The sequence below is a fragment of the Marinomonas sp. TI.3.20 genome, assembly GCF_038155025.1.
Classification (GTDB): domain Bacteria; phylum Pseudomonadota; class Gammaproteobacteria; order Pseudomonadales; family Marinomonadaceae; genus Marinomonas; species Marinomonas flavescens.
Window position 1 is genome coordinate 1 of record NZ_JBAKAS010000008.1, and the last position, 22,520, is coordinate 22,520.

A 22,520-nucleotide genomic window follows, 5' to 3' on the forward strand; every position below is an offset into this window, starting at 1 on the left:
TCAAACCTTCTTGGGTAGTGTTGCTAAGAATGTGTTAAGCCACTCACATATCCCAATGTTGATAGTGCCTTTGCCGGAGCTTTAAAGCTTAGCTTACGACTCTTATGACTACGCGTTAATCTGCGTTGATCTACATTAGCCTCGTTATTATTTAAACGGGGCTTTTTTTTATGTTAGGTTTTCTGCCTTTCATCTTGCTTATCTATCTACATTTCAAACCGCTGCAGGCTCTAGAAGTCATGCTTAGTGTCTATATCTTCTCGTTGTTTTTTTAGCTATTGCTATGGTCTAAAGGTGAGTTTGTCCCATTAATTGAGATTATATTGGATAGCTTTGCCTAAGAGTGTTTTTGGCGGCACTTGTTGAGCGGACTTCTCCAGCCACACTTTGTACTTTGCTAATATCTTGTCGGATGTGAAGGGCTTCTTCAGCCATCCCTTGCTGTTTGGCTAAGACTTCGACGACATATAGTTTTTTAAAATGATTGATCGCTACTGTCGCTTTGCCCGGTTTCCCTTTGGGCATGCCTTTTTCCACTTCAATAATTTTCGGCGTGCGTGGGTCCAGCAACCGGCAAGCGTTGCCTTGGTCGATTCGTAGGCTTGGTAGCCATCTCCATTCAGATACCCATCGAACCCTTGTAAAAAATCGATGGAACATTGAGCACTTCGTGTGGGCTGGAAGTCGTATAACAGTGTAAGCGTCCGGCCATCACCACCAAGATAGGCTTAAATTAACTCACTTTTTTAATTTTGTTATTGGCGTAAAACGAGAAGCTGGTCTAGGGTTATGTGTAGACAGAGAGCAAGGGATTGTTAAAGCCTTCAGGATGATCTCCGCGCGACAAGGATGCTGTAAAGAGTCCTTTCCGTTGTCTCTATTTGATGTTCCATGGCAGTAAGCTGTCTATTTCTTTCTGGTCACTTTCATCGGCCAATAACGGCAGTTTTTCAAACAGCATCACCAGATAGTCGGATGGGATCAGCCCATTCGCTTTGACAGTCTCGATAATGCTGTAAAGCATCGCGCTGGATTGGCGTCATTGCCGGTGTTTGAGAACAACCAATTTTTACGGCCAATCACGAAGGGTTTGATCGCGCGTTCTGCTCGGTTATTGTCGATATTAATATCACCGTCTTGGAGGTAAGTGGTGAGTTTGTCCCATTGATTCAGATTGTATTGAATCGCTTTTCCAAGCAAGAGGCCGGCAGGACCTGTTATGCAGATTTGTCTAAGGAACATGCGATCAAGTAGAGCTGCTCGCCTTAAGGTTCTAAAAAATCCCATGGCAGTCAGTAATATGGCTGCTTTGTTACTTTTTTACCACTAAACAAGATAATTAAACCTTGTTTAGTGGTTTTTAAACGGATTAACCCCTCGCTGCTCGTATCATTTGATCCACTCGAACTACATTAGCAAGAGCAAGAGCAAATAACATTGCCAGCTTATTGTCATTTTTAGCAACTCCTCGATAGATCGCTTTTCTGAACCCAAACTGACACTTAATGATTCGAAACGGATGCTCTACTTTCGTTCGAATAGGTTGTTTATTCTTTCTTGGATGCTTGCTCCAAGCCTTTATTTTGCTCTGCATTTCTGAAATCAACCAATTGGCTTTTACATGCTTTAGTTCTTCTCTTTTTTGCGCGCCACGGTAACCAGAATCCGCTGTGATAAAATACTCTTCTCCGTGAAGAAGATTTGCTGTTTCATTAAGATCATGAATGTTCGCTGCGGTTGTACTTAAACTATGTGTTAAGCCTGTTCGGGCATCGACGCTAATATGCGCTTTCATTCCAAAATGCCATTAATTTCCTTTTTGAGTCTGATTCATTTCAGGGTCTCTTTGTCTTGTTTTTGGTCAAGCTGGCCGCCTCAATAATAGTCGCGTCAACATGGAAATACTCGAAGGTTAAAAATGAATTGTCTCATGAGTAGGACTTATTCGCATGCTCCCTAGCCGCAAGGGGCGTTCTTGCGGCTCACAAATGGTTAGTAGTAACATGGCAACACAACTGACTCACAAGCGCGTTAGCGCCATCAATGGAATAATAACTATATGAGCGATCTGTATACGCAAATGATCACCGTTTTTTTAGGTTTTTTTGCCATAATGAACCCGATCGCAAACACGGCAGCCTTCGCGGGCTTAGCCGGAGACAAAAGCAAAGCCGAACAAGTCAAAATCGCCGCAAAAGCATTGATCATTACATTCATCGTCATCTTATCTTTTGCTCTACTTGGCAAAGCCATCTTTCATTTATTTGGCATTACCATTTCTGCATTGAGGATAACGGGGGGCATTCTGGTGTTTCTAGTCGGTTATCACATGCTTAATGGACGCACCTCTAAAATGCATTCCGCTGAACAGCATGAAGAAGCAGACATCGCCGTATCGCCTTTGGCTGTGCCACTGCTTGCTGGCCCCGGCACCATTGCTACCGCAATGAATTACTCCTCATCAGGCGGCTTAACCGGCATATTAGTAACATTGTCGGTATTCGCCGTTTTATGCATCATCACTTTTTTCTGCTTTGTGTTCAGCTCACGTATTTTGGCACTCATAGGAGAAAGCGGACTCGATATCGTCACTCGTCTAATGGGATTAATTCTGGCCGTCATAGGCATGCAAATGGCAATCGCTGGCGTTACCGAAGTAGTCAAAGCCATGAGCTAAAACGACTCAAAGCCTAGTCAATAATCTTTAACGAGAAGGTGGAGAATTGGGATTCACTGACTTTTATACGCTGCTGGCACATCGCCAGCTCAACCATGGCTTCCCTTCGAAAGCACCGCCTACCTCATCAAAAGCACCAATTGATCTTACCTAAAAATCACCAAGCCTCATGGGCTTGTTACAATTTTGAGGTAGCTGTGGTGTTATTTACCCACTAAATAGACTATTGAGCGCTCTTCCCTTATCTTTTACCCTATCTATACCAATTTTAATCAAATTAAAGTAATCAGCTGACGGTGTTATGATGTAAGATGTTGATCTATACATTGCTGTTTATCATAGTAGTTGACGTTCCTATATTGTACATTAGAACTACATATCTAAAGGATGGTGTTTGTTACACTCCATTCTGAATACGCTTCGCTACTTTATCCCAAAACTCCACACTACAAAGACGCTTTCTTAGAAAGGCCTTAACTGTATTTATGATTGGAGCAACAACCTTATGTCAAACAAGAGAAATACCTTATATGAAAGATAAAAACTATATCTTTGAGCGAATTCAAAACTTCGCTGGAAAAGATTTTGATCCGACTGCTGATAGCCAGGTGGCGGCGGTGTTGCGTTCTAAGTTTAATATTTATTTACCACAGAGAATATCCATTGATAAATCGTTAGAATCAACAAGCAGTGACCATGAAATAATCAGTCTTATTTTAAAATATCGCACGATGAACTAAGAACAACTCGATCGTCCGCAGCCGTTGCTTTCAAATGACACTCTCTTCATGCAGACCTGTTCAAAGTACGCTTTATACCAACACCACTAGCATGACAGAAATCTTTTTTTCCAGACTCGATCTGCAGCTTGGTGCAATAAACTATGACGCCACGCGACACGCTCTTCTTGTCGATCGTAGCCACCACCAATAACACACGCTACTGGCAAACCTTGTACACCTGTTTATTAGGAGAGGCACCCCCAACTCTTTGTTATTAATAAATTTTAAAGATGCCTGTCCTAGCTAAATCTAGCCAATCGTCTCGTTAAATGTAACAAGCTGAATGGCGGTTTATTAGAGTATCCATGCTTATTTTAAATATTTTTGGCAAAGCGTTAACTTAATGACCCATCTTACTTTTCCATTCCATACCAACAGAATAGCGCTTATCAAAACCAAACCATGGGTGGTCTTCATCTGCATTAGATCTTTCAGATAGTGATAAATATTTACACTGTTTAGCGATATTTTTTACGTAGCAATCCATCATCGCTAAAGCAAAATGTTTGTTTATAGTATTTAATTTTTGAGTATCCCAAGTGGGTTCGTCGTAATGCCCTAAATCAAATGCATTTTTATACGCTATAGCCGGCGCTGGGTGAGGGGCAGTATTATGTCGAGCATTTTCATAAGTCAGCAAGAAAGTATTTTTTGAGCCAGTATTGTTATACAGTTTTACAATACTTTTATAGTCAGCCACATCATCAAGATCACCAGCAACATACAATAGTGGCGTTGTTATTTTTGCCAAACTATCCAGTGAAAACAAACGATATGCCTCACCCCATGGATCCATGGCTATCACAGCATCCCAGTGACTCGTACGCTGTTTTTCAGAAGGGCATTTATTCAGAAGGTTTTTAATATCATTGGCTACTTTTATATCTTTAACACCCATAAATTTGTTTATATTTTGATCGCTAAAATGATAACAACCTCCTGCTGATTTTATAGCGCCATACCCTCCCATAGAATATCCAATTAAACCGGATTTCTGTGTATCAAGTACCCCTGAAAGAAATGTTTTATTATGATTGAAATACTTTTTAGTGAACTCTTGATCTCTAGACCGGTTTATTAGAGTGCTTGGAAATCCTGAATAGGGGGATGATTTAAAATCGACTTCTGCATTTGTTGAGTCGGTATGATCAATACCTACTACTATGTACCCGTTAGATGCTAAGTGCTCACCTAAATAAAACATAATTGTTCTGTAGCCAGTATACCCATGAGAAAGAATGATAAGTGGAAATTTTCCTGCCGTATTAACAACCGCTGAATTTCTAACGGCATTTGCGATAATTGAAAACGGTTGCCCTGATCGAGTTACATTGTCATACGTAGTGGCATTATTACTATTTACTTTTTCACTACCTGGATACCAAACTTCTAGTTTCAGCGTTCTTGTCTTGTTGTCTGCATTAGTAAACGGGTCGTAATAATTTTTATCCGTTATTTCCATTGTTCTTACACCAACGCTATACCCCCCTGCTTTTGCCAAATCAGGGCTCATTTCTGATGGAACGTTAGTGTATAACTGCTCAGGCGTTGGCGGAACTGAAGCGATTGCCTGTTGTGAACATATAATAGTTGATAAAGAGAACAACATTATTTTAAACATACTCATCCTTAATTTTTGTCTTTATTATTTTGTTGACTTTATCACCCTACCAAATTACGTAAAAGATAACATTAGCGAAAAATTATTTTCAAACTGAGATTGGATGGGGAGAGTTATTTATCCATAACCTCATACACAAAAGTGGAACCTTTAAAAAACTCTCATCGTTTTGACTATGAAGCAACGACGTTATTACACACTAAGAAACCTGTGTTTTATGGCAGATAAGTACTTTATTTTTAAACGAATTCAGGATTTTACTAGTTGAGGGGTTGGTTCAAGCGCAAATGGTTAGGTCGCGGGGATGCCACTTCCTAAATATAATATTTATTTACCTCAGAAAAACTCTATCGATCCACCGCTGGAGTCTTTCAGCAGCGTCACAAAATTATCAGTTTTATTATCCAATGCTGCCCGCCTAAGCTTTTTACCTGTTTTTATTCATTACTATTGGGCGTGTTTTTCTAACTAACGGGCCTGTGCAAAAAAATGCTGCGTGAGTGAATACAAAGCTTACGAAGATGAAAGACTATTCTCTTCCCAGACTTGAGCTGCCGCTTGGTGCAATAAACTATGACGCCACGCGACACGCTCTTCTTGTCGATCGTAGCCACCACCAATCACACACGCCACTGGCAAACCTTGTTCAATGCAGGTGCCGATCATATAGCGATCACGTGCTAACACGCCACTGTCCGTCAGATTGACGTAACCTAATCGATCGTCTTTGTGCACATCAACTCCAGCATCATAGAAGATGAAATCCGGTTGATACTCAGCAAGCAAGCTCGGTAAGGTATTTTGCAGAATAGACAAATAGCATTCGTCATCGGCACCTTTTGGAATCGCGATATTGATGCCTTTTGTTTGCTTCACACTGGGGTAGTTTTCTTCACAATGCCAAGAAACAGGGATTATGTCGGTACGGTCTTGAAAGAAGGCTACGGTGCCATCCCCTTGATGCACGTCACAATCTAAAATGAGAATTTTTTTCGCTTTACCAGAATTGACTAACGCCAGTGCCGCAACCGCTAAATCATTAAAAATGCAGAAGCCCGCTCCGTGAGAAGGGTGCGCGTGATGAGTCCCGCCTGCAAGATGACAAGCCAGACCATGCTGCAATGCCAACTCGCTGGTTAATATCGTTCCTGAAACTGCGCGCAAGGTCCGCTCAACCAACCACTCAGACCAAGGTAAGCCAATGTTTTTGATCTCTTGAGCGGTTAATTCACCACGAATAAATCGTTGTACATAGCCTTTGTCGTGGGCTTGCATCAATGTTGTTAATGATAGTGGCGCTGGTTGATGTTCATTTTCATCAGTCAATATTCCCAGCTCTCGTAATGTCTCGGCAAGCAGCCTGAATTTATGCATAGGAAAACGATGCCCCGCAGGAAACGGAATACTGTAGTTAGAGTGAAACACCAATGGGAGCGCTTTATGGCTGACTGGCACGACATTGCTTACCGAAAGGAAGTTGGTCATAGAAAGTAGGGAAACTCTAAAACATCAAAAAAAACCATGCTATCAAGAATCAAGAGCGATGCGCTACCATCTCTTTAGGGTAATAGCCAGCCTAGATTAATGTGATAGTTCCCGATAACATGCAAAACAACACTGAGTTATATCCGTTATCGAGATACATACGAGGAAAACATGCCAAACTATTGGTTGATGAAATCTGAACCAGATGCGTTTTCAATAGACGATCTAATAAGACAGGGAGCTTCTCCTTGGGATGGTGTTCGAAACTATCAAGCACGTAATTTTATGAAAGAGATGCAGGTGGATGACCTTGTCTTTTTTTATCATTCGAGTTGCAAACCGGCGGGGATTGTCGGCATTGCAAAAGTCACTCGCTGCGCTTACCCAGATCACACGAGTTGGGACCCAAGCAGTGCTTACTTCGACCTTAAATCCACCCCAGAAAGTCCGCGCTGGTTTATGGTGGATATTGAGTTGGTCGAGAAATTCCCTGCGCTCATTCCATTAAGCACCCTAAAGCAAGATCCAGCATTAGCCGAGATGCTGTTAGTCAAAAAAGGCAGCCGTTTGTCTGTCATGCCCATTCAAAAAAATGAGTTTCAGCATATCATCAGTACCACTCACTATGCCTAATCAGACTAGCAGGCCAGCGCTTTATATTCAGTGATAACGCCTTTCACGCACTTTTAACGAGACGGCTTTATCAAAGTAGTAACGCGCGACAACACCAAAATAGTCGTTTCGCTCACCAGATCGTACAATGATCCCGACACTACCAAGCTGCTTATACTTTTCCGGCTGATAATAGGTTTCAAATCGCCAAGCCGCTTCGTCATTATAATGTTCGCGGTATAAGGAAATACGTTGATTATCCGTCAAATAGTAGCTCGCACCAACTCGTGTACTACTAATGTTACTCAAAGTATTTTTATAAGAAGTATAATTGCCCGTTAAAGTAACAGAACCCCAAAACACATCGGCCATCCCTCGACCAATAACGCTTCGCTCAGACTCTTTATTTTCATCTTTGGGTTTAAGTTCAGAAAGCCCGATACCAACACCAAGGCGGCCGTATTGATTACGAGCAAACCAATTAGAAGACAATTCAGACTGTGCAAAGCTGTCTTTTGATGACCCCGTAATTAAATAGTTACTGTTTAGCAACACTTGTGTGGAATACTCCTCACTTAAGGGTATATTAAGCATGACATCAATATTAAACAGCGCCTTACTGTTTAATAGCCCTGCGCCCAAACCAAGTTCGAAATTAGGCGCTTCGTCATCCGCCCACACCACACTGTGGAAGATGTTAAAAAAAATGAATATTGAAAACAGATACTTCATATAGGTTCCTTGCCTAGACAGCCCGTAACTGTGGCATTGTAGGGCAAATAAAGCAAAGCAGATGAGTCTTTCTTGACGAACTATTTCGACTTAAAACGCTCGGAATGTTCGAGACCACTGTGATTCAGACTAAATCCCCAATATAATGGGGACAAAGTCGATTAGACGAACTCTTTTTTAGGTTTATAGGTTACATGGCAAAAAAACTTTTTATCCAAACTCACGGCTGCCAAATGAACGAATACGATTCTTCTCGTATGGCGGATTTACTTGGCGAAAGTCATGAGATGGAACTAACAGACAACGCAGAGGAAGCAGACGTTCTGCTTCTAAACACATGCTCCATCCGCGAAAAAGCACAAGATAAGGTGTATCACCAACTTGGTCGCTGGAAAAAGCTAAAACTTAAAAATCCAGACCTTGTGATTGGTGTTGGCGGCTGTGTAGCTAGCCAAGAAGGCGATGCTATTCGTAAGCGCGCCAAACACGTTGATATGATTTTTGGACCACAGACGCTGCATAAATTACCAGAAATGGTGAATGCTGCGGGTAAGCACATCCCTATTACTGATGTGACCTTCCCAGAAATTGAAAAATTCGACCATCTACCCGCTCCTCGTGTTGATGGTGCAGAAGCCTTTGTTTCTATCATGGAAGGTTGCAGTAAATACTGCACATTCTGCGTAGTGCCTTATACGCGTGGCGAAGAAGTTAGTCGCCCATTCGAAAGCATATTAGTAGAAGTCGTTCAGCTTGCAGAGCAAGGCGTTCGTGAGATTCATCTTTTGGGTCAAAACGTAAACGCTTACCGTGGTGAAAATGAAGACGGTGACGAAACGGATTTAGCTGATATTATTCATGCTGTTGCACAAATCGATGGCGTTGAGCGTATTCGTTTTACAACCTCTCATCCTGTTGAATTTACTGACAGTTTAGTTGAAGCCTTCCGTAATGAGCCTAAATTAGTTAGCCACCTTCACTTGCCTGTGCAAAGTGGTGCTGACCGTATTTTAAGTGCGATGAAGCGCGGCCATGACCGTCAATACTATATTGATAAAATCAACCGAATCAAAGAAGCGCGTCCTGGCATCAGCTTATCTTCTGACTTCATCATTGGCTTCCCTGGAGAGACCAATGACGACTTCATGGATACCATGAACTTGATACAAGAAATTGGCTTTGATCACTCTTTCAGCTTCGTTTATAGCCAGCGCCCAGGCACACCGGCGTCTAATTTAGAAGATGACACGCCTGATGACGTGAAAAAAGAACGTCTTTCTATCCTGCAGCGCCGTATTAGCCAGCAAGCCTATGACATTAGTTTGGCAATGGTTGGGGAAGTTAAACGCATCTTGATCAGTGGCTATTCACCGCGCGATCCAGGTCAGCTACAAGGTCGTACCGAAAACAATCGTATTGTGAATTTCCGTGCTTCTGACCCTCAACTTATTGGTAAATTTGCTGATGTGGTCGTCACAGACGCTTATCCGAATTCCCTACTTGGTGAATTGATTAGCTCCGAACTTGATTCTGATTTCACTCTTCAATAAATTAGGTAACTCTTGGAAACAACACAAATAACACAACAAACTCGCTTAGCGCCGGCCGAAGCTTCGGCCTTGGCCGTTTTGTGTGGTCAGCTTGACGAAAATATTAAACTTATTGAAGCCCGTCTTGATGTTTCTATTCATTATCGTGGTGAATTATTCAATATTTCAGGCGATGACGCAGAACGCGTGGCTGCCACTAAAACGCTAATCGAAAACTTGTATCGCGAAGCGTTGGCAGAATCGGTATTAACCACCGAAAGCATTCATCTTTACCTGCAAGAATCTACCATTGAGTCCCTTACTAAAAGCTCAAAAAGCCAAAGTAATCAGTTGGTTGTTAAAACGCGTAAAGCGTTTATCAAGCCAAAAGGCGAAAACCAGCAAGGCTATGTACGCGAGATTCGCAAGAACGACATCAACTTTGGTATTGGTCCGGCTGGAACAGGGAAAACATATCTTGCTGTGGCTTGTGCGGTAGAAGCACTTGAAGCAGAGCGTGTAGAGCGTATTATGCTCGTTCGTCCTGCCGTTGAAGCAGGCGAAAAGTTGGGGTTTCTACCCGGTGATTTATCACAAAAAATAGACCCATATTTACGCCCATTGTACGACGCTCTCTATGAGATGCTCGGTTTTGAATTGGTAGAAAAATTCATTGAGAAAAACATCATTGAAGTGGCACCTCTTGCATTTATGCGCGGTCGAACACTTAATAATGCGTTTATTATTCTTGATGAAAGTCAAAATACAACACGTGAACAAATGAAAATGTTTCTCACTCGAATCGGTTTTGGTTCTACCGCCGTGATCACTGGCGACACCTCACAAGTCGATTTACCGCGCGGAACAAATTCTGGTCTTACCCACGCAATGCATGTATTACGTGGCGTAAACGGTATTAGTTTAACCCATTTCAGTGCTGGTGACGTTGTTCGTCATCCGATTGTTCAACGCATCGTTGAGGCTTATGAGCGCTTTGATGTGGAAGAAGAAGCAGAGAAAAAAGCACGTACCGAAGCTCGCCTTCAAGCACAAGCTGAGCAACAGGGTAATAAAGAATAATGGCTGATTTAGAGTTAGATCTGCAAATTGCGACACTAGCCACCGACAATCTTCCTAGTTTTGAGGATTTTTCACGCTGGATAAAAGTCGCTTTGCCGACCATTGGTGATGAGTTCGAAGTAACGGTTCGCCTTGTCGATGAAGAAGAAAGCCTTGCCTTAAACAGTGAGTATCGCGGCAAAGACAAATCAACTAATGTACTGTCTTTCCCCTTTGAAGCGCCAATGGATTTAGACGTGCCGCTGCTTGGTGATTTGGTTATTTGTACTCAAGTGGTTAACCGAGAAGCAGAAGAGCAACAGAAAACTGCTTTAGATCACTGGGCACACTTAACAATTCATGGCATATTGCATTTACGTGGTTATGACCATATAGATGATGATGAAGCAGAAGAAATGGAAGCATTAGAAACGCAATTGCTTGCTTCCCTAGGCATATCCGACCCCTATTTGATAAAAGAGTGAGTTCACAACCCCATGAGTGAAGACCGATCGAGTAATTCCAACGATCATAAATCTTGGTTTGAGCGATTAGCACAAGCATTTCATGACGAACCTCGTAGCCGAGAAGATATCGTCAAATTACTGGAAGCTGCCGTAAAATCGGACATTATAGACCGCGATGCCTTTACTATCGTAGAGGGTGCTTTAGAAGTATCTGAAGTACAAGCTCGCGACATCATGATTCCACCATCGCAAATGGTGATCATCAAATCTGAAGATGATCCAAAAACCTCGATTCGAAAAGTTATCGACTCTTCTCACTCTCGATTTCCTGTTGTTGGTGAAGAGCCTGATGAAATTCTGGGTGTTCTCCTCGCAAAAGATTTACTGCCTTTGTTGTTTAAAGATGAAGATATCGTTCTTGAAGATATTCTTTCACGTCTGCGTCCAGCAAACTTCATCCCAGAGAGCAAACGTCTGAATGTGCTACTGAATGACTTCAGAACCAAGCGCTATCACATGGCACTTGTTCTTGATGAATACGGCAGTGTCTCTGGCTTGGTTACCATTGAAGATGTGCTAGAACAAATTGTCGGCGAAATCGAAGATGAAACCGATCGTGAAGAAAATGAAGACATCCAAACAACGGATGAAAAGAATGTTTTTCTTGTACCGGCATTATGCACTATCGAAGACTTCAATGAGTTCTTTAAAATTGAACTAAGTGAAGAAGAATTTGATACCGTTGGCGGCATTATCGTACAGCAATTTGGTCATGTGCCAGTGCGTGGCGAAGAAATCACGTTCAATGATCTTCATTTTCATGTTGTGAAATCCGATGGCCGACGCGTCAAAACCATTCAAGTAACTATCCCAACACCTGAAACAACGGAATAATAATGGCTGATATCCACCCCGACTTAACCACTAAAGCGGGGCGGAAACGCCCTCGCTTTCTTCAAAATGGCTCCCCTTATATTATTTTCCTTATTGGCCTACTGGCTGGTGCTATTGGCATTACCAGTTTTTCACCGTATAACTTTTGGCCTAGCTACTTCGTTACACTGATTGCGTTCACCACCTTAGTTATTTCTAGTTCAACGGCAAAAACAGCCTTTTGGCGCGGCACTTCTGTAGGCTTAGGCTTCTTTGGTGCGGGTATTTCTTGGGTTTTTGTTAGCATTGATACTTATGGGCAAGTGGGCGATATTGTCGCAACGCTTATTACGCTACTTTTTGTCTTAGTCATCACTGCTTTTTGGTCTCTTTCTGCGTGCCTGTCTTGGTATTTAATACAACGTTTTAAGAACATCCCTCCTGCCCTGCTGATTGCTTTTAGCCTGCTATTGGGTGAATTTGCGCGAAGCCATTTATTTACTGGCTTTCCTTGGCTTTTACCCGGCTATTCAATCCAAGAAACATGGCTGTATGAATTATTGCCTATTGGGGGGATTTGGCTAACCAGCGCCATTGTTGTTATTACCGCTTGTCTTATTCCTGGCCGCTTGTTTAGCAATCATAGCCATGCTGCGCTGATCATCATTATGATTGCAGCTTGGTCATCTGGCCTGTACCTGCATTACTTTCCTGAAAAATGGGTCACACAGACTGGTACGATTAAAACAACACTGGTGCAAGGCAATGTGGCACAAGATCTAAAATGGCAACGAAGTACGGCCTCTGAATCTCTAGCATATTATGAAAAAGCGACTCAAGAGCATTTAGACAGTGATTTGGTGGTCTGGCCAGAAACGGCAATCACTTATCTTTACCAACAAGTGAAACCATTCCTTGCGCCTTTTAGAAAAGAACTTGTCGACTCAAACACCACGTTAATTACTGGCGTTCCAGATTATGATACAACAAAGAAAACCTATTACAACGCAATGTGGGCAACAGGAAATGGGCATGGCCTTTACTATAAACGCCACCTAGTGCCTTTTGGCGAATACATACCCTTTTCTTCTATTATTGGCCCTATTTTAGATATTTTCGGTATGCCGATGTCTTCTTTTTCTCCTGGCAAAGAGCATCAACCAGACCTAAACGTTGGACCATGGAAAGCCGCGCCGTTTATTTGTTACGAAATCGTGTATCCAGAACAAGTACGCAAACGAGTCCACGATAGCGATTTTCTAATCACCATTAGTAACGATGGTTGGTTTGGCGCTTCTATCGGGCCTTGGCAACACTTACAAATCGCACAATTTCGAGCAAAAGAAACAGGGCGGTATTTGATTCGATCAACCAATACCGGGGTGTCTGCGATTGTTGATGAAAATGGTAAAATAGTAAGCGAAGCGCCGCAGTTCAAAAGAACAACACTGACTTCTGATGTGAAAACATTTAAAGGACTGACGCCTTATGTCCAATGGGGTTACTGGCCTGTCCTGCTATTACTTTTCATCGGTTTTATCTTGTCTTATGCAAGCAATAGAATCATTAGTAAAAGACTAATCAGTGAAAAAAAGAGCCATCTTAAAAGACGAATCTATACATAAGCGCACTCAAGGGCTGGTTAAATCAATTGTGAATTTACCAGCCTTACTTGACCGTTCTACAGTGGGTGGGTCGACATCAAACCATAATGACAAATTTCACAGGTTGATAAAATCCCATCTTTTTCCAGTACATTATCGTGACCACAAGACATACAGTGATAAACCCCAGCGCTTGCCTTTTCACCAGCCACATGACATTTCTCTAAAGGCACAGGATTGTTGTTCGCGTGATTGATTAACCACAACAACGCCACATCTTCTTTATTATCAAGCTCATCAATAAAGTCTTGCCCTTCGTCCATGACAAGATGCCAGTTAGCATCTACCCACGCTTCGGTATAACCCATTTGATCATCCCAATAGGCTTTCATCAGGGATACATCATCTAACAACCAATCTTTCGCACCTTGCAATGTTTTACGTGCTTCCTCGACTAGATCCGTGTTGTTTTGCTCATTTTTATGATCTTTTTTCATTGTTTTCATAACTCCCCTTCTATGTGCCTTCTCATTAGAGCTCCATCTCTATAAAATAGCGAATATTCTTAGACTCTGTTGGGCTCTGCGCAAACATTTAATGTAATTCTTTTATGTTTCCTTACTTGGAGACGATTGTGTAGACAAGACCAACCTAACGCCTTTTACGGGACCATAAAACATCATGCAAGAACAATATAATCCTCAGCAAATTGAACAAGCTGCTCAATCATTTTGGGATGAAAACAAAGTTTTTAAAGCTGTCGCCGATACAAACAAAGAAAAATTCTACTGTTTGTCTATGTTCCCTTACCCAAGCGGCCGTCTACACATGGGTCACGTGCGTAACTATACCATTGGTGATGTTATTTCTCGTTACCAGCGTATGCAAGGCAAAAACGTTTTGCAACCAATGGGTTGGGATGCTTTTGGTCTGCCTGCAGAAAACGCAGCGATCAAGCACAAAACTGCGCCAGCAAAATGGACCACTGAAAACATCGCCTACATGAAAGGCCAACTAAAAGAACTTGGCTTTGGTTACGATTGGGATCGTGAAATCGCGACTTGCACCCCAGAATACTACAAATGGGAACAATGGTTTTTCACTCAGCTAGTAGAAAAAGGCTTAGCGTACAAAAAAACTGCAGCAGTGAACTGGTGTCCTGAAGACCAAACCGTATTGGCTAACGAACAAGTAGAAGATGGCGCTTGTTGGCGTTGTGGCACTACCGTTGAGAAAAAAGAAATCTCTCAGTGGTTTATCCGTATCACAGATTACGCCGAAGAATTGTTAAACGACCTTGATCAACTGGATGGCTGGCCAGAAAAAGTAAAAGCCATGCAGCGTAACTGGATTGGCCGTTCTGAAGGGCTAGAATTCAGCTTCGCGGTTGAAGGCAAAGAAGAACGCCTTTCTGTTTATACCACTCGCCCAGATACTATCATGGGGGTAACGTATGTTGCCGTCGCGACTCAACACCCACTGGCTCTAGAAGCCGCTGAAAATAACGCTGAGCTGGCTAATTTCGTTGCTGAAAGCAAGTTGATGTCGACCACTGAAGCCGACATGGCGACTGTTGAGAAAAAAGGCATGGATACGGGCTTTAAAGCTGTCCACCCTATTTCTGGCGATATCGTTCCTGTTTTCGCTGCCAACTTTGTGTTGATGGAATACGGTTCTGGTGCGGTTATGTCGGTACCTGCCCACGATCAGCGTGACTTCGAATTTGCGAAAAAATATGGTTTAGAAATCAAGCAAGTTATTCAAAGCGATGCTGCTGACCTAGAGAAAGAAGCGTTTACTGAAAAAGGCGAACTTTGTAACTCTGGCGAATTCAATGGTTTGACGTTTAAAGACGCGTTCGATGCTATTTGCGCTTGGATGACAGAAAATGGTATTGGCGAGAAAAAAGTCAATTACCGTCTACGTGACTGGGGCGTTAGTCGCCAACGTTATTGGGGGACGCCAATCCCAACAATCAACCTAAAAGATGGTTCTGTGGTCCCTGTACCAGAAGATCAACTTCCTGTTGTGTTGCCAACAGACGTAGTGATGGACGGTGTTAATTCCCCTATCAAGAACAACCCAGACTTCTCGTCTATTATGTTCAACGGCGAAGAAGCAGAACGCGAAACGGATACTTTTGATACCTTTATGGAATCTTCTTGGTACTTCGCTCGCTACTGCTGCCCAGATTCAAAAGACGCCATGCTGACAGAAGAAGCCAATTACTGGCTACCTGTTGACCAATACGTAGGTGGTGTAGAGCACGCAATCTTGCATTTGCTGTACTCGCGTTTCTTCCATAAATTGTTGCGCGATGCGGGTCTAGTAAATTCTGACGAACCGTTCAAACGTCTATTAACCCAAGGCATGGTTAACAAAGACGGCACTAAGATGTCTAAATCCAAAGGCAATACCGTTGACCCTCAACAAATGATTGAGAAATACGGTGCTGACACAGTGCGCTTGTTCATCATGTTTACCGCACCACCAGAGCAATCTCTAGAGTGGAACGATGCCGGTGTTGATGGTGCGTCACGTTTCTTACGTCGCTTATGGGCTTTGTCTTACCGTCATACCAATGCAGGTGAGATTGGACAATTAGACATTGCAGCACTAAACGGTGCACAAAAAACGCTGCGCCGTAAAACCCATGAAACGATTCAAAAAGTCACTGACGATATTGAACGCCGTCAAACCTTCAACACCGCGATTGCCGCCGTGATGGAGCTTTGCAACGAAGTCAGTAAGTTTGAAGACAATTCTCCATTGGGGCTTGCGGTGGTTCAAGAAGCGTTAGAAGCCGCCACCTTGTTGTTGTCTCCTATCGTACCGCACATTTCACACCAGCTGTGGGCAGATCTTGGCCACACAGGTAATGTTGTGGATACACCTTGGCCAACACTGGACGAAGACGCCTTGATCAAAGACGAATTGACCATCGTTGTTCAAGTTCTGGGTAAGAAGCGTGCTGAATTAACGGTATCGGCCAGTGCGGATAGTAAAACGATTGAGGCAGAAGCATTAGCACACCCTGGTGTGGCTAAGTTCCTTGAAGGAAAGACGGTTCGTAAAGTGATTGTTGTGCCTGGCCGTTTGGTCAATATAGTCGCAAACTAATACGCTCCCAAAGGGATGGCGTCGCCATCCCTTTTCATTCTTACTGAATAAGAGATCATGGATATGCTAGCGTCATTTAACAAAACATCGCGTTATCTTTTTCTTGCCTTCATCGCCCTTAGCGTTACCGCTTGTGGCTTTCATTTGCGCGGCCAAGTCAACATACCTCAATCACTAAAAACCATTACGCTAGTCTCTGAATCAAAATCCAATGCATTCAATACCGCCTTACGTATTGCCCTCACCCGTGCTGGAATTACCGTCGTATCACCAGAAGCTGCTGGCGCTAATGTCCTTGAGTTAAAAGTCAATGAACTAACTAATGCAGATACTGTACTCGCACGTAACTCGTCGAATGATATCACCCAAATCGAACGTCGCTTAAGCACCAACTATTTTATTCGCCAAGCCGATGGTAAATCTCTGTATGGCCCACGTACCGTCAGTACAACCAAAACGTTAGCGAACCAAAATGCAGAAGAAAGCACCAAGGCGGCATACAATAAATCGAAAGAAGAACAAATGAGCGAAGATCTAGCAAATCAACTCATCTATGATCTAGGCTATGCGCCTCTAAAATAATTACGCCAACAGGCCAATTTACGAATGAAAGTAAGAGCAGATCAACTGCCTCAGCAGCTCAATAAAAACCTTGCTCCTCTGTATATTATTTCAGGGGACGAGGTATTATTAATTCAAGAAGCGGCTGATAGCATCCGTAAAGCAGCACAATCTGCAGGTATTAATGAGCGCTTGCGGTTTGTCGCTGATGCCCAGTTTGACTGGCAAGATGTGATTAACGAAAACCAGAGTTTATCGTTATTTTCTAATCAACGTTTGTTTGATATACAGATCGATAAAATGGGCGAAAAGCACACCAAAGCCCTTACCCAACTGGCTCAATCCCTTACTCCTGATAACACCATATTATTGACGTTACCGAAGATTGACGCACGCACCCAAAAAGCCAAATGGTTCACACAACTAGAGTCTCAGGGTGTCTTTGTGCAAATCTGGCCAATTGACGCCAGTCGACTTCCTGCTTGGGCTCAACAAAGAGCCCAGGCACTCGATCTATCCTTGACGCGCGACGCTGCTAGCATTATTTGCGAACGCGGTGAAGGCAATCTACTCGCCCTTTCTCAAGAGCTAGAAAAGCTAGCACTCATACATGGCACTGGCACTAAGATAGACGCTGAAAAAGTGGCTGAGTCGATGGCAGACAGCAGCCGCTACTCCATTTACGATTTAAGTGATCGCATCTTAATGGGTAAAACCAAAGAAGCCATGCATTGCTTAAGTCAGTTATTGGGAGAAGGCATTGAAGCCAATATTATTCTTTGGCTATTTAATCGCGAAACGCAAACACTCGTTGCGTTACTTCAAGCCATGCAAACCAGCAATTTACGACAAGCCTGCCAATCCCAAAAAATCTGGGATAAACGCATCCCTTTTTATGAAAGCGCCATGTCACGTCATAACCGAGGCACCCTGCCCTATATCCAAAACTATTTGGCCTTAATGGATAAGCGCATTAAAGGACTAGAGGGTCCGGATTTAGACACAGGATTTCGCAATCTGGTGATGATGTTCTGCGGTTACAAACCAACCACCACTGAATTAGATCTGCCCACCTACTAGTAACCGTAAATAAAAGCACATTGTTTAAAATTCACCCAATGCAAAACGATTAATCTCAGCAGCACCGCTTTGATAGACTTCATTTATTCCCCTAGCCTGTTATCATGCGACATGCTCACGAATCGCCTTCATACACTACGTTTATAAACTGCCCATGCGCGCTAGGTAAAATAGAATGAATAATGAACCCATTGTTTTAGAAGAGATAAATGTCTGGAATACCCCCTTATTTGTGAGCCAGCTCCCAGACCATGAGTTTTTAAAAGATGCATTACTGGATCTAATCTACCAACAAAAAGACGCGCAAAAAACAGCCATCGACAGCCTAGTAGCCCCAACAGCAAAACACGCTATGCACGAGAGCACCTTGGATTTTCTAGACCAAGAAGATCCGACTGTGATGGAAACCAAACGTATTTTGGAAGAGCTAACCTTAGAAGTCGCAGCAAGTTTAAACCACTCATTTTGGCCTGAAGATGCCACTGCAGACGCTCACATTATTGAGTCCTGGTATCACGTTACGCAAAAAGGCGGCTACCATGATGTGCATTCGCATCCGAATTGCTCTTGGTGCGGCATTTATTATCTAGAACCTGGCGATGCGGCAAGTGCAGGTAATGGCGGGTTAAATCGTTTTTATGATCCGCGTATCAACGCAGAGCATTATACCGACCCTGGCACTGCGTATTTAGGCGCACAAGGGGTTTGGGACTTCACCCCAGTAGAAGGACAAATTGTCTTCTTTCCTTCTTACTTAAAACATTCAGCTTTGCCATATTTTGGTGATAAAGACCGCGTTGTCATCGCATTCAATTGCATTATCGAGCTTTACTAGTTTCAACCCATTTTTAAGGCAAGTAATTCCAATAAGTTACCAATCAGGCATTCACAAGCGACCAACACTTGTAGTAATTTAACTAGCATATATTTTTGATTTAATAGGAAGGTTTATGCTTTTTCAATTCGATCAACTCAGTGGCAGCGACCGCTACCACTTGATCACCCAAACGGTTACGCCAAGGCCCATCGCTTGGATTATGACTCGCAATGAAAACAAGTCGTATAATGTCGCCCCTTTTTCTTTCTTCTCTGCTATCAGTCCTGACCCAGCATTACTTGTGGTTTCCATTGGTAATAAGTCAGCAGACATCCAAAAAGACACCAAATTAAATCTAATCCGTGAGCGGGAATGCGTCTTACATATTCCTAGTGGTGAGCAAATTGAGGCCGTCAATAGCAGTGCAGCAACATTAGAGTATGGTGATTCTGAGTTAGATGACGCAAGGCTGACGCTGTCTGACTTTACCGAAAATATGCCACGTATTAGTGACGCAAAAGTCGCCATGCACTGTCGCCTTTATGATATACAATCTATTGGTGCATCGTCATTTAGCGCCTGTTATTTAGAAATTTTGAATTTATATGTAGACGATAACATCTTAAAACAGGACAACGGGCGTAACATAATCAGCAGTACAAAACTTAATCCACTTAGCCGTCTTGGCGGCAACGATTATGCACTGATTGGCCAAACACTGACGATCAAACGCCCTGCATAAGGGCCAAAAGAACCGAGGTAATAACAATGGATATCAGCAAACAAATACAAGCATTGCCGTTTATGGCAAACGTCAGTGCAGAGCTTCACACCTCATTGCTTAACATCGCCAGTTTCAAACATCTCGAAGCAGGAGAAGTACTCGCTAAACAATTCGAAATAGGCCAGTCACTGTATTTTCTCCTAGAGGGAGAAATTGCCATTTCGATTCCATTAAAGGAACAAGGTAAATCTTACAATGTTAGCTTAATCAATGACAAATACGCACCAGTAGGTTGGTCGGCTTTTCGCCACCCTTCTCGTTATGCCACGACATTTCAAGCAACTAAGTCATCTATACTGCTAGCTTGGCCAATTGTTGAACTCAATAAGATACTTGAAAGCGACCTTAACTTTGCAAATCTATTCTTGCGCTTTGTCTATGAGCAATCTTTACCTGTATTAGCCACGGTTCAAAATAAGACTCGCCCTTATTTTTCTAACGAGTCTCTGGCGTTCGACGAAACTCGTCCGTTTACCAACCCAGACAAGCAAACTCAATCATTAAAAGAGTCTATTGCGCTGTTAAACTATGCGGCATTTTGTGAAAAATTTACCCAAGCCGAAATTCATGCCTTAGCCAAAAATGCTTCCATTTTATTAGCCCACCAAGGCGATATTATTTGTCAGCAGGATCAGTGCCCTGATGGACTGTATTTTCTAATCAAGGGTAAGGCGATCATCAGCTACCAGACTGATAATGGTGACATTATTACTACCCGATCGATCGCTCGGGCCGGAACGGTATTAGCTTGGTGCATACCGGGCAGTGAACTCAAAAATAGAACCTCTATTATTTCTTCTCGTGATAGCAGCATTCTGTTTATACCAAAAGAAAAGTTACAATCGATCTTCACAGAAGACCCAAAATTCTCTGTGAAATATCTATACCGCTTAATATGGTTAGTAGGAACCCACCTACTGGCAGCTAGAATGCGTTATTTATCACAAATCGCCAATGACGAAGCACTCGCGGTAAGCAATGTCATTGATCAAAATGCGGCGACACTCCCAGTAAGTTCACCCCTTTATAAAGTGAGCGAATTACTAAAAAGCGCCATTACGACCGATTCCGCTTTTGGTGTTCTATATAAAAGCCTCCATTTCGGCAGTGTGTTAGAAAGAACCATTGCAGGCATGTGCTTAGATATTCTCAAGGATTTACAGCGCGAAAACGCTTTTTATCGTCATCTCCAAAAAGCGTATGACAACATTAATGCGTTGCCAAAAGACACTACGGCGCTGGATGTAAGGCGCTTCGGTACCGAGCAATTTAAACAGGCGTTTAAGCAGGTTCCTTATGTTATAAAAGGGCTTGAAAACCTGCCCAAAAAAGCGGGTAGCTTGTTTATCCATAACCATTTACTTGGCTCACCAACCAACCGATTACCGAATGGCTTTCGCTTTTCAATGGACGCTCAGTTTATTAGCACCATGGTCATTGATAAAGAGTATGGGATTTCCGGCCAACGAATCGTCCGTCGTAGCGGAGAAAATGAATTTTGGCGAGATGATTACTATGAGCGTTTTGGTAATGTGTTTGTCGATAGCTGGCAAACACTGGCAAAAGACACACCAGAATACGATCAGTTTATTAAAGAATCCCAGGAAACATTGCGCCACAACTATCCTTTGATGATTTCACCCGAAGGCACTAGTTACGGTACCCATCAGTCACCTGGTGCTTTCTTACCACACGCTTTTGAACTAGCAGGTTCACTGGAAGCAGAAGAGCCTTGGATCGTTCCTATTGTCGTGGCAAACTTTGATCGTCGTGCAGATCACAACCTTTATACCGTTATCATTAAGCCAGCGTTTAAACTGTCTGAACGCGTCGACTATAAAGATAAAGAAGCACTGGCCTTGTTTTTAATTGAGTACCAAGAAGAATACCGAGGCTATGTCAGCGAAGCTGTTGAGTTATCTCGTGAAATTCGTCAGTATCCGATTCTTAGTGGCCGTGCCGGTTATCGCTCTAATGTCATGAGCTTAAATCAGCTCGATGTCGAATTCGAATCGGATGTACGAGAATTAGAATTCCGTACCGCTCATCAAATTTACAAAGATCGTCCGGTCGCATTTTATGGCTCTTCTACCATGCGCCTATGGCATGATTTTGATGAACACTTTCACCCTAAAGACGCCATTAACCTTGGCTTTAGTGGAGCAACATTAGAAGCTTGCGTGTACTATTTTGAGCGCATTATCTTGCCTCATAACCCACGCTCTATGGTTATCTATGCGGGAGACAATGATATTGGCAATCATTGTGACAGCAACAAAGTAACCGAGCTATACATTGATTTATTACAAAAAATCGATCGATACCTTCCCGGCATTCCTGTGACGTTAATCAGCATTAAATGCAGTCCAGCACGGACAAAAATGCGCAAAACGATCGAAAAAGCCAATCTACAGTTAGAAAGACTGGCCATTACTCGTCCCAATACGAAATACATAGACCTCTTCTCAACATTGCTTGATAAGCAAGGAGAAATGAAAGAGACGTTATTTGAAGGGGATAAACTGCACTTGAACAATAAAGCCTATGAGATTTGGACCAAGCATTTACTAAATTTAGAAGGCTTCATTTTTGATAAAAAATAATACGAACCAAGAATAGCTAACGACAACTCAAGCCGTTGTGTTCTCACGCTATCAGTAGCATAGGATTAAATAGCCATTATGTAGGTTATTTAATCCTTTTCGCTCAATCGTTCA

At 42.7% G+C, this 22,520-nt stretch carries 19 protein-coding genes and 3 pseudogenes; 14 read left to right on the plus strand and 8 right to left on the minus strand.

What is annotated here, in order from left to right; all coding sequences use genetic code 11:
• Positions 1-491 precede the first annotated feature (491 nt).
• From V6259_RS20040 to V6259_RS09655, 3 genes and pseudogenes are all read right to left on the minus strand, one after another.
• Entirely contained in the window at positions 492-695 is a 204-nt protein-coding gene (locus V6259_RS20040) for an IS66 family transposase (protein WP_445928510.1), read from the minus strand.
• Positions 696-877: 182 nt separating this feature from the next.
• Positions 878-1,197: pseudogene (locus V6259_RS09650) on the minus strand (IS66 family transposase); the annotation flags it as partial.
• 172 nt (positions 1,198-1,369) lie between these two features.
• A pseudogene (locus tag V6259_RS09655) lies at positions 1,370-1,895 on the minus strand (IS5 family transposase); the annotation flags it as partial.
• Between the two features lie 164 nt (positions 1,896-2,059).
• Between V6259_RS09655 and V6259_RS09660 the strand changes: the two are divergent.
• Both V6259_RS09660 and V6259_RS09665 read left to right on the plus strand, forming a co-directional pair.
• On the plus strand, positions 2,060-2,677 hold the full coding sequence (locus V6259_RS09660) for a MarC family protein (protein WP_133010955.1): 618 nt from the start codon (positions 2,060-2,062) through the stop codon (positions 2,675-2,677).
• 485 nt (positions 2,678-3,162) lie between these two features.
• Positions 3,163-3,417 carry a hypothetical protein gene (locus V6259_RS09665; protein WP_240536974.1) on the plus strand — a complete coding sequence of 85 codons (255 nt, stop codon included), beginning with the start codon at positions 3,163-3,165 and terminating at the stop codon, positions 3,415-3,417.
• Positions 3,418-3,503: 86 nt separating this feature from the next.
• On the opposite strand, the gene V6259_RS09670 is transcribed toward V6259_RS09665, so the two are convergent.
• The 3 genes from V6259_RS09670 to V6259_RS09680 all read right to left on the minus strand — a co-directional run bounded on the left by V6259_RS09670 (position 3,504) and on the right by V6259_RS09680 (position 6,565).
• Positions 3,504-3,626 carry a hypothetical protein gene (locus V6259_RS09670; protein ID WP_341584364.1) on the minus strand — a complete coding sequence of 41 codons (123 nt, stop codon included), beginning with the start codon at positions 3,624-3,626 and terminating at the stop codon, positions 3,504-3,506.
• 173 nt (positions 3,627-3,799) lie between these two features.
• Positions 3,800-5,080, minus strand: coding sequence for an alpha/beta hydrolase family protein (locus tag V6259_RS09675; protein ID WP_341584365.1), 1,281 nt, complete (start codon positions 5,078-5,080; stop codon positions 3,800-3,802).
• 513 nt (positions 5,081-5,593) lie between these two features.
• Positions 5,594-6,565, minus strand: coding sequence for a histone deacetylase family protein (locus V6259_RS09680; protein ID WP_341584366.1), 972 nt, complete (start codon positions 6,563-6,565; stop codon positions 5,594-5,596).
• Between the two features lie 171 nt (positions 6,566-6,736).
• On the opposite strand from V6259_RS09680, the gene V6259_RS09685 reads away from it, so the two are divergent.
• A complete protein-coding gene (locus V6259_RS09685; protein ID WP_341584367.1) occupies positions 6,737-7,198 on the plus strand; it encodes an EVE domain-containing protein in 462 nt (153 codons plus the stop codon).
• A gap of 27 nt (positions 7,199-7,225) precedes the next feature.
• On the opposite strand, the gene V6259_RS09690 is transcribed toward V6259_RS09685, so the two are convergent.
• The gene (locus V6259_RS09690; RefSeq protein ID WP_341584368.1) at positions 7,226-7,909 is read right to left on the minus strand and encodes a hypothetical protein; all 684 of its coding nucleotides are present in this window, start codon (positions 7,907-7,909) and stop codon (positions 7,226-7,228) included.
• A 194-nt stretch (positions 7,910-8,103) separates the two neighbouring features.
• On the opposite strand from V6259_RS09690, the gene miaB reads away from it, so the two are divergent.
• Genes miaB through lnt form a run of 5 tightly spaced genes read left to right on the plus strand, consistent with a single transcriptional unit; the run spans position 8,104 to position 13,462 of the window.
• Positions 8,104-9,459 (plus strand): tRNA (N6-isopentenyl adenosine(37)-C2)-methylthiotransferase MiaB, encoded by a 1,356-nt coding sequence (miaB, locus tag V6259_RS09695; protein WP_133011654.1) that lies wholly within the window; start codon positions 8,104-8,106, stop codon positions 9,457-9,459.
• A gap of 12 nt (positions 9,460-9,471) precedes the next feature.
• Complete coding sequence (locus tag V6259_RS09700; protein ID WP_133011653.1) at positions 9,472-10,518, plus strand: PhoH family protein; 1,047 nt, start codon at positions 9,472-9,474, stop codon at positions 10,516-10,518.
• The gene (gene ybeY, locus V6259_RS09705) at positions 10,518-10,982 is read left to right on the plus strand and encodes an rRNA maturation RNase YbeY (protein WP_341584369.1); all 465 of its coding nucleotides are present in this window, start codon (positions 10,518-10,520) and stop codon (positions 10,980-10,982) included. The genes V6259_RS09700 and ybeY overlap by 1 nt, the downstream gene beginning before the upstream one ends.
• 12 nt (positions 10,983-10,994) lie before the next feature.
• A complete protein-coding gene (locus V6259_RS09710; protein ID WP_341584370.1) occupies positions 10,995-11,858 on the plus strand; it encodes an HlyC/CorC family transporter in 864 nt (287 codons plus the stop codon).
• Positions 11,859-11,860: 2 nt separating this feature from the next.
• Positions 11,861-13,462, plus strand: coding sequence for an apolipoprotein N-acyltransferase (lnt, locus tag V6259_RS09715; RefSeq protein WP_341584371.1), 1,602 nt, complete (start codon positions 11,861-11,863; stop codon positions 13,460-13,462).
• A gap of 56 nt (positions 13,463-13,518) precedes the next feature.
• Here the strand turns inward: lnt and V6259_RS09720 are convergent.
• Positions 13,519-13,968: pseudogene (locus tag V6259_RS09720) on the minus strand (zinc ribbon-containing protein); the annotation flags it as partial.
• Between the two features lie 154 nt (positions 13,969-14,122).
• Between V6259_RS09720 and leuS the strand changes: the two are divergent.
• The 6 genes from leuS (at position 14,123) to V6259_RS09750 (ending at position 22,406) form a co-directional block, all read left to right on the plus strand.
• Positions 14,123-16,561 (plus strand): leucine--tRNA ligase, encoded by a 2,439-nt coding sequence (gene leuS, locus V6259_RS09725; RefSeq protein WP_341584372.1) that lies wholly within the window; start codon positions 14,123-14,125, stop codon positions 16,559-16,561.
• Between the two features lie 63 nt (positions 16,562-16,624).
• Positions 16,625-17,143, plus strand: coding sequence for an LPS-assembly lipoprotein LptE (locus V6259_RS09730; protein ID WP_133011647.1), 519 nt, complete (start codon positions 16,625-16,627; stop codon positions 17,141-17,143).
• 24 nt (positions 17,144-17,167) lie between these two features.
• A complete protein-coding gene (gene holA / locus V6259_RS09735; RefSeq protein ID WP_341584373.1) occupies positions 17,168-18,202 on the plus strand; it encodes a DNA polymerase III subunit delta in 1,035 nt (344 codons plus the stop codon).
• A 175-nt stretch (positions 18,203-18,377) separates the two neighbouring features.
• Positions 18,378-19,037: a putative 2OG-Fe(II) oxygenase gene (locus V6259_RS09740; RefSeq protein ID WP_341584374.1), complete on the plus strand. Its 660-nt coding sequence runs from the start codon at positions 18,378-18,380 to the stop codon at positions 19,035-19,037.
• A 115-nt stretch (positions 19,038-19,152) separates the two neighbouring features.
• Positions 19,153-19,761, plus strand: coding sequence for a flavin reductase family protein (locus V6259_RS09745; RefSeq protein ID WP_341584375.1), 609 nt, complete (start codon positions 19,153-19,155; stop codon positions 19,759-19,761).
• A gap of 26 nt (positions 19,762-19,787) precedes the next feature.
• On the plus strand, positions 19,788-22,406 hold the full coding sequence (locus V6259_RS09750; RefSeq protein ID WP_341584376.1) for a cyclic nucleotide-binding domain-containing protein: 2,619 nt from the start codon (positions 19,788-19,790) through the stop codon (positions 22,404-22,406).
• The last annotated feature ends 114 nt before the right edge of the window (positions 22,407-22,520 follow it).